The organism is Leisingera sp. JC1 (assembly GCF_001679925.1).
Lineage (GTDB): Bacteria > Pseudomonadota > Alphaproteobacteria > Rhodobacterales > Rhodobacteraceae > Leisingera.
Genome location: NZ_LYUZ01000109.1, coordinates 15,378 through 28,542 on the forward strand (window position 1 = coordinate 15,378; position 13,165 = coordinate 28,542).

12 protein-coding genes are annotated in these 13,165 nt (G+C 58.9%); 5 read left to right on the top strand and 7 right to left on the bottom strand.

The window, feature by feature from the left end:
• Positions 1 to 3: 3 nt before the first annotated feature.
• The 3 genes from A9D60_RS17770 to A9D60_RS25600 all read right to left on the bottom strand — a co-directional run bounded on the left by A9D60_RS17770 (position 4) and on the right by A9D60_RS25600 (position 3,350).
• Positions 4 to 1,422: a circularly permuted type 2 ATP-grasp protein gene (locus A9D60_RS17770; protein WP_065268822.1), complete on the bottom strand. Its 1,419-nt coding sequence runs from the start codon at positions 1,420 to 1,422 to the stop codon at positions 4 to 6.
• 641 nt (positions 1,423 to 2,063) lie between these two features.
• The gene (locus A9D60_RS26185; RefSeq protein WP_141117964.1) at positions 2,064 to 2,456 is read right to left on the bottom strand and encodes a hypothetical protein; all 393 of its coding nucleotides are present in this window, start codon (positions 2,454 to 2,456) and stop codon (positions 2,064 to 2,066) included.
• A 669-nt stretch (positions 2,457 to 3,125) separates the two neighbouring features.
• Complete coding sequence (locus A9D60_RS25600) at positions 3,126 to 3,350, bottom strand: DUF1127 domain-containing protein (protein WP_083194251.1); 225 nt, start codon at positions 3,348 to 3,350, stop codon at positions 3,126 to 3,128.
• Between the two features lie 131 nt (positions 3,351 to 3,481).
• Here A9D60_RS25600 and A9D60_RS17785 point away from each other — a divergent pair, with 131 nt between their 5' ends.
• Positions 3,482 to 4,411 carry a LysR family transcriptional regulator gene (locus A9D60_RS17785; protein WP_065268825.1) on the top strand — a complete coding sequence of 310 codons (930 nt, stop codon included), beginning with the start codon at positions 3,482 to 3,484 and terminating at the stop codon, positions 4,409 to 4,411.
• Between the two features lie 587 nt (positions 4,412 to 4,998).
• On the opposite strand, the gene A9D60_RS17790 is transcribed toward A9D60_RS17785, so the two are convergent.
• A complete protein-coding gene (locus tag A9D60_RS17790) occupies positions 4,999 to 5,889 on the bottom strand; it encodes an IS110 family transposase (RefSeq protein WP_254656729.1) in 891 nt (296 codons plus the stop codon).
• 839 nt (positions 5,890 to 6,728) lie between these two features.
• Between A9D60_RS17790 and A9D60_RS17795 the strand changes: the two genes are divergently transcribed.
• From A9D60_RS17795 to ureC, 4 genes are all read left to right on the top strand, one after another.
• Positions 6,729 to 7,586 (top strand): urease accessory protein UreD, encoded by an 858-nt coding sequence (locus tag A9D60_RS17795; RefSeq protein WP_083194252.1) that lies wholly within the window; start codon positions 6,729 to 6,731, stop codon positions 7,584 to 7,586.
• A gap of 14 nt (positions 7,587 to 7,600) precedes the next feature.
• On the top strand, positions 7,601 to 7,903 hold the full coding sequence (locus tag A9D60_RS17800) for an urease subunit gamma (RefSeq protein WP_065268826.1): 303 nt from the start codon (positions 7,601 to 7,603) through the stop codon (positions 7,901 to 7,903).
• Between the two features lie 214 nt (positions 7,904 to 8,117).
• Positions 8,118 to 8,423 (top strand): urease subunit beta, encoded by a 306-nt coding sequence (locus A9D60_RS17805; RefSeq protein WP_065268827.1) that lies wholly within the window; start codon positions 8,118 to 8,120, stop codon positions 8,421 to 8,423.
• 1 nt (position 8,424) lies between these two features.
• Positions 8,425 to 10,134 carry an urease subunit alpha gene (ureC, locus tag A9D60_RS17810; RefSeq protein ID WP_065268828.1) on the top strand — a complete coding sequence of 570 codons (1,710 nt, stop codon included), beginning with the start codon at positions 8,425 to 8,427 and terminating at the stop codon, positions 10,132 to 10,134.
• 459 nt (positions 10,135 to 10,593) lie between these two features.
• On the opposite strand, the gene A9D60_RS17820 is transcribed toward ureC, so the two are convergent.
• From A9D60_RS17820 to A9D60_RS17830, 3 genes are all read right to left on the bottom strand, one after another.
• Complete coding sequence (locus tag A9D60_RS17820; protein ID WP_065268834.1) at positions 10,594 to 11,121, bottom strand: NADPH-dependent FMN reductase; 528 nt, start codon at positions 11,119 to 11,121, stop codon at positions 10,594 to 10,596.
• A 419-nt stretch (positions 11,122 to 11,540) separates the two neighbouring features.
• Complete coding sequence (locus tag A9D60_RS17825; protein ID WP_141117965.1) at positions 11,541 to 12,191, bottom strand: hypothetical protein; 651 nt, start codon at positions 12,189 to 12,191, stop codon at positions 11,541 to 11,543.
• Positions 12,192 to 12,209: 18 nt separating this feature from the next.
• A complete protein-coding gene (locus tag A9D60_RS17830) occupies positions 12,210 to 12,734 on the bottom strand; it encodes a hypothetical protein (RefSeq protein ID WP_175392980.1) in 525 nt (174 codons plus the stop codon).
• Positions 12,735 to 13,165 lie beyond the last annotated feature (431 nt).

The following is a 13,165-nucleotide window of genomic DNA, read 5'->3' on the forward strand; positions in this document are numbered from 1 at the left end:
CGGTTAGTCCTCCAGCACCCATGTGTCCTTGGTTCCGCCGCCCTGGCTCGAGTTCACCACCAGCGAGCCCTTTTTCAGCGCAACCCGCGTGAGGCCGCCTGGGGTGATCTTGATTCCGTCCGGCGAGACAAGGACGAAGGGGCGCAGATCCACATGGCGCGGAGCGAGCCCTGAACGGGAGAAGATGGGTACCGTGGACAGCGACAGGGTTGGCTGCGCGATGTAGTTTCCCGGGTTGGCAAGCAGCTTGGCACGGAAGGCGGCCAGCTCCCGCTTGCTGGCGGCAGGCCCGATCAGCATGCCGTAGCCGCCGGAACCGTGGACCTCTTTCACCACCAGATCCGAAAGATTGTCCAGCACATGGGCCAGCGAGTCCGGGTCGGCACAGCGCCAGGTCGGCACGTTTTTCAGGATCGCCTTCTCGCCGGTGTAAAACTCGACGATATCGGGCATGTAGGAGTAGATCGCCTTGTCGTCCGCAATGCCGGTGCCCGGTGCGTTGGCAATGGTGATGCCGCCCGCCCGGTAGACGTCCATGATCCCGGGCACGCCCAAGGCGCTGTCCGGGTTGAAGTTCAGCGGATCAAGGTATTCGTCATCCACCCGGCGGTACAGAACATCGATCGGCTTGTAGCCTTGCGTCGTCCGCATGCAGACGCGGCCGCCCTTCACCCGGAGATCGTGGCCCTCCACCAGTTCGACACCCATCTGGTCGGCCAGGAAAGCATGTTCGTAATAGGCCGAGTTGTAGATGCCGGGTGTCAGCACCGCCACCGTCGGGTCTCCATTCGCCGCTGCCGGCGCACAGGCCGCCAGCGACCGCCGCAGGTCGGCGGGGTAGTCCGATACGCGCTGCACCCGTGTGGAGCTGAACAGCTCCGGAAACATCTTCAGCATGGTTTCGCGGTTTTCCAGCATGTAGCTGACCCCTGAGGGCGTGCGGGCATTGTCTTCCAAAACGTAGAAATCATCGGGCCCAGTCCGCACCAGATCAATTCCGACGATATGGGTGTAGACCTGCCCGGGCGGCGAGACCCCCAGCATCTGCGGCAGGAAGGCTTCGTTCCCGGCAATCATTTCGGCAGGCACACGGCCCGCGCGCACGATTTCCTGGCGGTGGTAGATATCGTGGAGGAAGGCATTGATCGCGCGGACGCGCTGTTCGATGCCGCGCGACAGCTTCTGCCACCCACGGTGGGAAATAATCCTGGGGATAATGTCGAAAGGTATCAGCCTTTCTTCGGCGTCGGCCTTGCCGTACACGTTGAATGTTATACCGGTCAGGCGGAAAACTTCTTCCGCTTCGCGCTGTTTTGCCCGCAATCGGGCCGCGTCTTCCTTGCCGAACCAGCGGCCGACTTCCTGGTAAGGGCCGCGCAGTGACCCGTCTTCGCGATACATCTCATCAAAATACTGTCCCATGCCACCAGTCTGTCAAAGAATGCAAGTATTGCAACCAGTTGACAGTCTCTGGCAGCTCCACCAGACTGCGCCACAACGGACGGATATCGGACTTTTTTGTCTCAGAACAGCTCATTGCCCGTAAAACAGGCATGTGCTGCAAATTAATTGTGCAAGAGCGTCGAAACAGTTCTGGCGTGGTGCGACTCTGTTGCGCAAATCGGCTGACAGCCGAGCCTCCTATCTCTCCGGGCGGACGTATTCTACGACCTCTGTAACGGGTATGCCCGGCATCCGGCGTGTGGTCCGGGACCACAAAGGCGTTTTCCTAAATCACCTTAATAGGCGCAAGATTCAAGCTTAGGCGCAAATTTGCCCGATAGACGCAAGCAATCTTGCGCGCTGAGAGGCAATACAAAGACCGGTCAGTAGAGAACAATTTTTGATGACCGAGGATCAGGCCGGCAAGACTTTCCCCCTGGAACCCGCTATCACCCAGAGGTGCGGCCGACCTCGGAGCGAAGCGTGACGCGCCGGCTGAAAGCGTCACCGGGCAGCCTATACAGTCCTTGCCGGTTTGAGGCGGCCGCACACCTGAAGGCGTGCTTGTTGCCATACCAGCTGAACGCAGCAAGTGACATCTCTGGGTGATTGTAACAGCATCACCGGTGTCGTCCGCGGGCCTCTTCACGTTGCCGTTCCTCTAGTTCACCCTGGCCTAGCTGCTGAACCTTTGCCTGCCGCACCTCAGCGGTCTTCTGCTGCTCAGCCTTGGCCAGTTTCTCCGCTTCGGCTTCCTGTTCTCTGGTGACATTGGGAAGTTTTTGCACGTCGAAGGTCTTCCCGGCCCGCAGGCTTTCAGCAAGGTTGCCCGCCAAATTGGACAGGGCCCTTTCCCGGTCTTCTTCCGGCACCCCGGCGTGGCGCAGTGCAGCATCTGTTTTTGCAACGATGCTGGCGGCCCCTTTCACCTGTTCGTCGCCAGGTTCGAAGTGGCGTATACGGTCTTCCAGGCGATCGGCGGCAGGCTGCTGTTCTCGATCCTTGTCCGGCATTCCACTGGCCTCCAGGTTTGACTTCTGGGCTGCAGGGCCAACCGGTGCGACTGGCACCTGATCCGCAAGCAGGGGCTCGTTCATTTTGACCGCGGCTTCAGCGGGTTTCGGGCTCTTTGCCTCCGCACGTTCGATGTCTTCCGCAACCCAGGTGCGCCGTTGCACCTCCCGTTCAGAGATTTCGCCGGTTTTTGGATCCTTGACCTGGACGGTTACGGTTGCCGCCCTAGCTGCAAGTACTTTTTGAGCCAGCATCTTCGGGAGGAGGTGAAGATGCTGGCCCGTAGCATTGGCGCTCCCTGTTGGTGTTTTTTCCGCCGCTGCTCATGCTGGCTGACTCTGGGAGGAGCGAGAACCAGCAATTCTGATGTGTTCCGGCGAGGAAACTCCTGGCCGGGTGCTTTTGCTAAGAACGACCTTGCCGTGCCTTGCTACTCATCCGAAATCAGTCGTTCTGCGTACCGCGGAATGTTGGACCGCGAGATGCCAATCCCGGTAAGCTGCTGGTCACTCATCCCGGCGAGAACCGAAATCATCCGGGCTGTTTGAAGCGTTCTCACAACGGATCTCGCCGTTATCAAAGCTTTCGACCCAACCCCGGGAAGATACGTGGGCAGAGCGCCCGAATAAGCGCTGGCGGGGCGGCTCACGGATCCGGCCGGTTGCGTGCTAATGGCCATAGGCTGCCTCCAGCGCCAGTCTTCGAATGCTGCTGCGCGCAATCCCCAAATCTGCGAGATCGCGGTCGCTCAGCACCGAGAGTTCGTGGCACGTTGTGCGATAGATTTTGCGCCGGGCAATCGCGCTTCGCAATTTATCCCGGTTTTGATGAATGATTGTGCGGGCGGCATCCGATACGACCTCCAGCCCACTTTTCGAGCGTGTAATTGCCATGATGATACCTCGTTTATTGCTGCAGTGCAGTATTTATGCTGCACTGCAGAGGTAGGCGTCTTTGTTGGCGCTCACAATGTCTCAAATTGGCATAGGACCCGTGCCAAAGAGGAACAGGCGGTAGATTTGACATGGACATCTCTGCGCAAATGCTGATTTTCGCCAAAGTGGTCGAGCAGGGAAGCATCTCCGCTGCGGCACGGTCGATGGGGCAGACACCGTCAGCGGTCAGCAAACAGATCGGGTTGCTTGAGGATCACGTTCATTACCGGCTGCTCAACCGGACCCGGACTGGTGTTTCACCAACACAGGAAGGCCAGGACCTCTACGAAAAGTGCAAAGCGATGGCCGACAAGTTCAAAGAGGCCGAGGACCTTATCCTGAACTTCGATGGCACCCCGCGCGGCAAGCTCCGTGTCGCGTCGACGGTGGCTTTCGGGAAATCGCAACTGATCCCCGCACTGCCGAAATTCCTGGAAGAAAACAAGGAGGTCCAAGTATTGCTGGACCTGACTGATCGGGACGTCGATTTGCAGGCGGAGGGGTTTGACGCCGCCATCTGCTTCGCCGAACAGCGCAAGAGCCCCGATACCATGGTCCGCCGCATCATGCGGAGCCGCCGGGTCTTATGTGCAGCCCCCGCGTACCTTGAACGTTATGGAACCCCGGCAGATTTTACAGACTTGGCCGAGCACAATTGCCTTAGGGTCTCTGGCGCCAGCGGACGCAATTCCTGGCACCGCGTGGAACCAATCAACGAACAAAGCTTCGAAGCGTCAGGGAACTTTGAAGGAAACAGCACAGACGTCGTCTTTCGCGCTGCACTCGCTGGCTTGGGTATCGCAAGGCTGCCCAGCTACATGGCAGAACAGAAATTCATGTCTGGCGAGCTGGTTCAAGTCATGCCGGAATACGCGCCGTCAAGCACCGAAATTGTCGTAATGTTTGCTGACAGGCGCAACCTCGCGCCGAAGACCCGCGCATTCATCGATTTTCTGGTGCGGCAGTTTCGGAGCAGTCCTGAAAATTCAAACGGCAAGATCGCCGCAGCTGGGCAGTAAGCCCATTCGCCAACGCTGCCACTCATCCGCTCCGCAGTATCTGGCACTCTCGGCTTATCTTGTTGAAAAACTCATACTCTATCGTGTGGTAAAGCGCTGATCCCATTCTCTTAGAAGGCGGGAAGATTGGCGATGATGGGACCATGGAAGGAAGCAAAGGCGTCACTGTTAATAAGTTCTCGCTTTAGGATCATGTGCCTCAAGACCACCCGCTACGATCCATTGATCGTTCTCTGATTGCGGTTTTGTCAATCGGGTGAGCGGTAGTCCGTTCGGGGTCATGGTTCTCTGCGAGGTCGCGGGTAGTGCGCCTCATGATAGCATCCGTTGGCAGACCGTCTCCAATGTTTTTCGCGGGATACGCGGTGCCTTGTGGCCCACGCGCCCAACCTTCAACGCGAGATCGATCAACCTCCGTCCCGTCGGGACCTGGCTCCTTGCCGTCCGGCGAGGAGACTCAGGGGCAGGAACTCAGATCAGGTGGTCGCCTCCTTTGTCCAATTGTAATCGGTTTCGCTCTTCCACAGAGTCAGTATCAGCACGGCGAGTTTGCGGGCGGTGGCCACTGCGGCCTTGCGAAACCCGCGTCAAGCGGCCAGCCGCACCGCCCATGATTTCAGTGCCGAGAAACGCTGAACCCGGTGGATCACGCTTGAGGCGGCTTCGAACAGCAGGCGCCTCATCGCACGGTCACCGCATTTCGACACGCGGCCGGTCCAGTCTATCTCGCCCGATTGGTGCCGCTTCGGGGTCAGCCCCAGGAACGCGCCGACATCCGATGCTTTGCGGAACCTGCCCGGATCGTCGATCAGAGCGATGAAGTTCAGCGACACGACCGGGCCGACACCCGGGATCGTCATCAGGCGGCGAGCCACTGGGTTGTCGTGCGCCAGTCTCTTCACGGCACTGTCGAGATCGGCGGCCGCCTGGCACAGTGTTGCGTGGGTTGCAATGAAACCATCGGCTATGGCACGCAGCATCGGATCGGTTTCACCTGCAACTGCGAGCTGGTCACGGAACGTCTGCCTCTGGCGGCCCTGACCGACACCGGTCATGCGGATGCCAAAGGTTTTCAGGGTACCGCGGATGTGCCCCTCCAAATCTTTGCGCAAACGGTCGGCATCTTCACTGCGGATATAAACCGGCGTGAACCAGCCGGTGCGCGCCAGTTGCGCCAGCCCTTCCGCGTCTGAGGCATCCGACTTGTTGGGCCGCGCCGAGAGGCTCTTATGTGCCTTGCGGGCGTCGATACAGATCGCTCGCAGTCCCATCCGTGTCAGGCCACGCTGCAGCCAAATCGAGAGCTGACCACTCTCATGCACGACCCGGTGCGGTGTCAGCGAACGGTTGCAAGACCAGCCCGCCACGCCTTCGGGGTCAGCAGGGCAAGCGCCGCGCGCGATGACCCTGCCATCCCCATCCACGACACAGATCGAAATTTCTTTTAGCGATACGTCCAATCCAGCATAATGTTCCAAGGTCGTTCTCCTCGCGGCATATATCCATGAAGCCAACATACCGGACCTCGTTCGCCCCCGGAGAGCGGCCGCCGCAATCACACCATGTTTTTCGATGTGAGCGGCATCCGAGGCCACTGGACGGACTTTTTTATCCTTAATGGTCGTCCATCAGTCGATCCTGAGTTGCTGATCCGCATGCTGCTGGTCGGGTATCCCCGGGCCGGTCCCTGCGCATTGGCGGGTAGCTCAGGCGTCGGTGTCCAGTTCTGCTGAGGGCACAGATTCACGTTGCGGACCGGTGTCAGGTCAAGTTCAACAGCAAGGCATAGCTACAACGCCCAACTATTCGGCACTTGAACCGAATAACTATTTAAACTTCGACGAACAGATAAATTCCATCGGTCGCGGCAAAATAACCCTTCACGACGGGTTCCGCAGCGCAGCATGGTAGTTTCACACAAAGGTTGCGCCGGATACCTCCTTCCATCCTGTGCAGCGGAAAAGAAGTCCAATGGGGCGTGGCCGGGCATTGGTTTGCCCGGCCAAGTCACTCGTTCAAAGCCAAATTCACATAGGCTGACCTGGTAAAGGCAGGACTGGCGTGTTGAGCAGACCCCCGGCGTGTGTCCCGGTTCGATCAGCATCCAACGCAAAAACCGCCGTTCACTTCGATTTGCCCTGTATTCGTACAAATTTGGTGTTTCATAGGGCTGCTACAGCAGGCCAGTCAGCGCAGTCTCTCTAGCGCCCAAATGGTAGGCACATCTTGATGCAGCCAGCCAATTTTCAGGCGAGTCTGCCAGTCCTGCACAAAGATCCTAGCTGGCAACTGGAAAAGCCTCAAAGCACCCGGCCCAATGAAGCTGCAAACTTCCCGGGAGCCGAACATCACCGCACCGTCAGTCATAAGCAAAAGCCAAGCCTTGCCCCGCGCGATCGCCAGAGCAGAGGTTTCCGTGCATGTGCGGGACGGCTGTTCGAGGCTGAAGACGCTGCATCAATCCGGAGCGCTTAAGCTGCTGTTTCCGCAGGGCCGACCGGATGTCGAGGCGGTTGCGGTGAATACCGCTGGCGGCATCACCGGCGGGGACGATTTCCGGCTTGCAGCCACCGCCCATGCGGAGGCCGGCTTGACGGTTACCACCCAGGCGGCGGAACGCATCTACCGGGCGCTGCCGGGCCAGACCGCCAGGGTGGAAACCCGGCTATGCGCCAAGGCCGGCGCCAGGCTGAACTGGCTGCCGCAGGAAACCATTCTTTTCAACGGCTGCGCCTTGCACCGCCGCCTGATTGCGGAGCTGGAACCTGGTGCGCGGTTTCTGCTGGTTGAACCGTTTGTCTTCGGCCGCGCTGCAATGGGCGAAACACTTACGCATGCAGCGGTCCGCGACCGGATCGAAATCCGGCGCGGCGGCAGTCCTATCTACCTAGATGCCACGGCGCTTGCCGGCGATGCCGCCGCTATGCTGCAGCGGCGCGCAGTTGGGGGCGGCGCCGGCGCCATGGCCACTCTTGTGCTGGTGGCACCGGCGGCCGAAGTGCAGCTTGATCCGCTGCGCCGGATGCTGCCGGAGGCCGGAGGCGCCTCCTTGCTTGGGCCGGATCTTCTGGTGCTCCGCCTGCTTGCCCGGGACGGTTTTGCCCTGCGCCAATGCCTTGTTCCGGTGCTGGAGCGGCTGCTGCCCGCGGGGCTGCCGCGCACATGGATGCTTTGAAGAAGGAGGAGCGGATGAACCTGACCCCGCGCGAAAAGGACAAGCTGCTTATCGCCATGGCTGCCGAAGTCGCCCGCAAGCGGCTGGCCCGCGGCGTCAAGCTGAACCACCCGGAAGCGATTGCGCTGATTTCGGACGCGGTGGCCGAGGGCGCCCGCGACGGCCGCACGGTGGCTGAGATGATGGAGGCCGGCGCCCAGGTGGTCAGCCGGGATCAATGCATGGAAGGGGTGCCCGAAATGATCCGAGAAGTGCAGGTCGAGGCCACATTTCCCGATGGCACCAAGCTGGTGACCGTTCACCAGCCTATCCGCTGAACCCCCGCCCGGTCCCTGCCGCCCCGGACCGCCCCAAGACAGGAGAAAGCACGATGCAGCTACTACCCGTTACCGTCGCAGTTACCACCCTTGCGGCTGGGCCCGCCCTGGCTCATGGGGGTGCACACGTCCATCCGCATGGGGTCGGCCTCTGGCTTGGCTTTGCAGGGCTGGCGGCGCTTGCCGCAGGAGCAGTTTTGGCCTGGAGGCGGAAGTGATCCCGGGCGAGCTGTTCCCGGCCGAAGGCACCTTGACGCTGAATGCGGGCGCCGAAGCCACCACTCTGATGGTTGCCAATACCGGCGACCGGCCGGTCCAGGTGGGCAGCCATTACCATTTTGCAGAGGCCAATCCGGCGCTGGATTTTGACCGGGCGGCGGCCCGCGGCCGGAGGCTCGACATTGCTGCGGGCACCGCCGTCCGGTTCGAGCCGGGGCAGCGGCGCGAGGTGCAGCTGATCCCGATCCTCGGCGGGCGCCGGGTATTCGGCTTCAACCAGAAAGTCATGGGAGCACTCTGACATGCCGGTACAGATCCCGCGCAGCGACTATGCGGCCATGTACGGCCCCACCACCGGCGACCGGCTGCGGCTAGCGGACACCGATCTGATCATCGAGGTGGAGCGCGACCTCACCACCTATGGCGAGGAAGTGAAGTTCGGCGGCGGCAAGGTGATCCGCGACGGCATGGGGCAGGCCCAGGCTTCCCGCGCCGAGGGAGCCGTGGATACCGTCATCACCAACGCGCTGATCCTGGACTGGACCGGCATCTACAAAGCCGACGTGGGCCTTAAGGACGGGCGCATTGCCGCCATCGGCAAGGCGGGCAACCCGGACACCCAGCCGGGTGTTGGTATCATCGTCGGCCCAGGCACCGAGGTGATCGCGGGTGAGGGGCGCATCCTGACGGCGGGCGGCTTTGACAGCCACATCCATTACATCTGCCCGCAGCAGATCGAGGATGCGCTGCATTCGGGCATCACCATCATGCTTGGCGGCGGCACCGGCCCGGCGCATGGCACGCTGGCAACGACCTGCACGCCCGGCCCCTGGCACATCGGCCGCATGCTGCAGGCCGCGGATGCCTTCCCGATGAACCTTGCCTTTGCGGGCAAGGGCAATGCTTCGCTTCCGGCGGCACTGGAGGAACAGATAAACGCCGGCGCCTGCGCGCTGAAGCTGCACGAGGACTGGGGCACCACGCCCGCCGCGATCGACTGCTGCCTCGGCGTTGCCGATGCGATGGATGTGCAGGTGATGATCCACACCGACACGCTCAATGAATCCGGCTTTGTCGAACACACCGTGAAGGCCATAGAGGGCCGCACCATCCACGCCTTTCATACCGAAGGCGCCGGCGGCGGCCATGCCCCGGACATCATCAAGATCTGCGGCGAGGAGTTTGTGCTGCCGTCCTCCACCAACCCCACGCGTCCCTTTACCGTCAACACGGTCGAGGAACACCTCGACATGCTGATGGTCTGCCACCATCTGGACAAGTCGATCCCCGAAGACGTGGCCTTTGCCGAARGCCGCATCCGGCGCGAGACCATCGCGGCGGAGGATATCCTGCATGACATGGGGGCGTTCTCGATCATCGCTTCGGACAGCCAGGCCATGGGCCGGGTCGGCGAGGTAATCATCCGTACCTGGCAGACCGCAGACAAGATGAAGAACCAGCGCGGGCGCCTGCTGGAGGAGAGCGGCGGGAACGACAACTTCCGCGTCCGCCGATACGTGGCGAAGTACACCATCAACCCGGCCATCGCGCATGGGATCAGTCACGAGCTTGGTTCCATCGAAGCGGGCAAACGCGCCGATCTGGTACTGTGGAACCCGGCGTTTTTCGGCGTGAAGCCGGAAATGGTGCTGATGGGCGGCACCGTCGTCTGCGCTCAGATGGGGGATCCCAATGCCTCGATCCCGACGCCGCAGCCGGTCTATTCCCGGCCGATGTGGGGCGCCTATGGCCGCTCGGTCGAACATAGCGCTGTCACCTTCGTGTCGGGGGCGGCACAAGCTGCGGGCATCCGCAGCAGCCTCGGCCTGGCCAAGCAGACCGTGGCAGTGAAAAACACCCGCGGCATCGGCAAATCCGCACTCAAGCTCAATACCGCGACCCCGCAGATGGAAGTCCACCCGGAAACCTATGAGGTGCGGGCGGACGGCGAGCTGCTGACCTGCCGTCCAGCCGCGGAACTGCCAATGGCCCAGCGTTATTTCCTGTACTGAAATTGTGCACCGGGAGAAAAACATGAGTAAAGTCACAGCACCGCGCCACGTTCGCCGCAACCAAGCGGCGAAAAACCTAGCCCGCGCTGCCGGCTGGGCATACCCTTTGCCTCAGAGGGAGGAGTTCACTGGAAAAGGAGTGATCTCCAATGGTAGCAATTTCACACATCATCACCGCCAGGCCGGAGTTAGCGGGCATCCTGCTGCCAATGAGGCATAAGAATGCACAGAAGCCGGATTTCATGCACACCGGCTGTCAATATCAAAATGCTCGGCACATCCTTTTTTTGTGGGCCTTAGTCCAGGGCGCAGCACTGCTCCGGGTCTTCAACGCGATCGGGCGGTTTGCGGACCTTCTCGGCGGGTGCGAGATCTCGTGGTGCCATCTGAGAAAGCTGACATTCCGGCGTTCATTTAGGCCTATTCATTTCCGCGCTACCGCAAGGCAGCAACGAGCCCTTATTGGCCGCAATATGCAGCGAACCGTGACATGAAGTCTGCGGCTGCCAAACGGTTTTCAGAGTGCGCCAAATATGCCTCAATCTCGGCAGGGGACTTCTTCATGAGATCGAAACGGAGGAACAGCTCATCCGAGAACCGCGAGCTGACCGTCGTCAGAACGATGCGGAGCTGGGCGAGCATATCGTCGCCGCGATGGGAGGCATGCATGAGTGCGATTGGCTTGTCGATGATCTCGTCACGCGACACCAGCCAATCTATGGCGTTCTTCAATCCCCCGGGAATTGCCCTTACATATTCGGGGCTTGAAATAATCAGCCCATCGCTTTGGTGGATCATTCCCGCGAAGCTCTGAACGGTTTCGGGCAGCGGGGCCATCTCCAAATCAGGAGAGAACACCGGCAAATCCCCGATACGCTCGAATACATGTATCGAGTGCATCGGGTGTGCGATGTTCGACAGGGCGCGCAGCATCGCCGTGTTTGTCGATAACTTTCGGGTGCTGCCTGAGATCGCCAAAAAATTCATGAACTTCGTATAGGCCCCGTTCGACTCTGCTTCAACGGCTGCTTTGTCCGGCACAGCGTGAATTCGACCGTACCGTGATTTTGCGCACGCGGCGAATGGCAGCAATGTGGGCTGCGACCGCAGAATTTTGACGGTAGGGCGAAGGGCAGCTTTGGGCCGCCCTTTCCGAACCGCTGGCTTGGGTCAAGGCGGATGCTGCGCCGCATCCGAGGTTGGCTGCGAGCCCAATGTGCAGGATGCTGCACATTGAACGAATGTCAGCTATCGCAGGCCGTGGCCAAAAACATGACAAAATCAAAGTAGGTGCTGCCAAGGGTTTGTGTCACAAGAATTTTCAACGGCCTTGGTGGCTAGGCGACTCATGACAAAAACTACCATTTTTGACGTGTAGGTTTTGGCTAGAGGTTTTTGCCACTTTGTCAGTTTGATGGTGTGCCTGCGTCTTGAAAGATCAGCAAACCATAACTGATCATGACAATTATAAGCCCCCAGACAAGGAATCCGAAAAAATATTTAGCACCGTAATGCCGCATCGTCCTATAGAAAACTCGTCCTCGTTTACGACTTCGCAAAGGACTCATCATCATTTCGTGGAAGTCAACTGTGCTGGTGTTCTCTAACGATGCAGTGAAAGTTCTGATTATGGTGAACGGCCAAAAGAGGAAAGACACAATTGGCTGCATGTGCATGTCCAAAAATATCACACGAATGAGGCTGACCAACCGCTCACGGAAGTTACTTCGCCATGTCGATTTCCAGAGCATTCCTGATATTGCAAAGAACTCTGACAACGACACGATTGCGCCCATCGTCAGATAGTCTTTAACTAGATCAGGCAGTCTAAGACCGAAGTTCTCCAAAAGTAGTCCAATAGAGTGCTCCCATATTGGTCTGGATGCCATTTGATAAGCCCCAACAACTTTCTGCACCTGTACGTGAAGATCAATGACTCCGCTTAGGAGGCCGACCAGCCCGATACCACCAAGTACGCCGCCTGGAACCCGCGCAATCAAAGAACCAAGGCTGTAATTGCTGCCTTCGCCAGGGTTAGATTTCCTATCTGAACTCATATGTTAAGTCGTTACTCGTTATTTGCGAGCAGGAAGAGGCTTATCAGGAAAGACCCTCGGCCAGAGCGCTTCGAGAAAGTCCCGTGAGTATCCTCTTGATGTAAGAGCATGCTCAGCCGCTTCTGGATCGTTGCGCATCAAAGTAGCTTGATCTTCTAAGAGGTCCTGCGCTTGCTCCGCAGGTAAGGCCTCTGCCTGCATCAATCTCCATCCCACTTCGACAACGTTTATTGTCGAGAACATCAAATAGACACGCCTAACCATAGCAGGATCAAGGTCTTGAAAGTTCTTTGTTCCCATGAGGGTTCTCATACCCTCGTCGCCTTCAACCACTGACCGATTAAAGTCGTTCCACATCTGGTTGATGAGAATCCGATTGTTCACGGCTAGGAGGCGATTTTCCCTCTGTTGTAATTCAGCTCGTTCTTTGGCCTCGCGCCTGCTTTCTTCTGTTGCAAGTTTCGTCTGTTTGAACATGAAAAAAGCCGCGACTGCTGCTGCAATCGCAGACACAGCAGCAAATATTGTGGCAATGAGTTCCATAGGAGAGATGTGGTTTGTGTCGAAAGTCAGTTCAAGGTGTACCCACCAATCATGCCAAAACTCAACCGTTTCAGTCACCGGTGAAAACGACCGTTTTTGGCACTCACAGAAAACAGTTTTGTTGATGCCTATTTCACGAGAGCGGTCATTGAGGCTGCTGCATCGAAGTTCGGCTTTGTCCGGCAGTGTGTAAATTCACCCAGCATCAGATTTCGGCGTCGCAGCGAATGTCCTGTGTGGATGGCTCCTGCATAGCAAGACATTTTTGATCTGATTTGTGCAATTGTCAGAAGCAGTCATGTGTCCGGCCTGTTCGCGCGGTTTCAACCGCTGGCCCTGATGGGTTCCGCAAACCAGGTCCCTTACAGCAATGCGGGCTATGACGCCCGGGACATTCGGCGGGGTGTCCTGGTTTTGGCGGCTGACTTATG

Excerpts from the sequence above, each read along its gene's own strand:
- A9D60_RS17770 (WP_065268822.1), bottom strand. The coding sequence starts at position 1,422 with ATGGGACAGTATTTTGATGAGATGTATCGCGAAGACGGGTCACTGCGC.
- A9D60_RS26185 (WP_141117964.1), bottom strand. The coding sequence starts at position 2,456 with ATGCCGGACAAGGATCGAGAACAGCAGCCTGCCGCCGATCGCCTGGAA.
- A9D60_RS25600 (WP_083194251.1), bottom strand. The coding sequence starts at position 3,350 with ATGGCAATTACACGCTCGAAAAGTGGGCTGGAGGTCGTATCGGATGCC.
- A9D60_RS17785 (WP_065268825.1), top strand. The coding sequence starts at position 3,482 with ATGGACATCTCTGCGCAAATGCTGATTTTCGCCAAAGTGGTCGAGCAG.
- A9D60_RS17795 (WP_083194252.1), top strand. The coding sequence starts at position 6,729 with ATGAAGCTGCAAACTTCCCGGGAGCCGAACATCACCGCACCGTCAGTC.
- A9D60_RS17800 (WP_065268826.1), top strand. The coding sequence starts at position 7,601 with ATGAACCTGACCCCGCGCGAAAAGGACAAGCTGCTTATCGCCATGGCT.
- A9D60_RS17820 (WP_065268834.1), bottom strand. The coding sequence starts at position 11,121 with ATGAATTTTTTGGCGATCTCAGGCAGCACCCGAAAGTTATCGACAAAC.
- A9D60_RS17825 (WP_141117965.1), bottom strand. The coding sequence starts at position 12,191 with ATGAGTTCAGATAGGAAATCTAACCCTGGCGAAGGCAGCAATTACAGC.
- A9D60_RS17830 (WP_175392980.1), bottom strand. The coding sequence starts at position 12,734 with ATGGAACTCATTGCCACAATATTTGCTGCTGTGTCTGCGATTGCAGCA.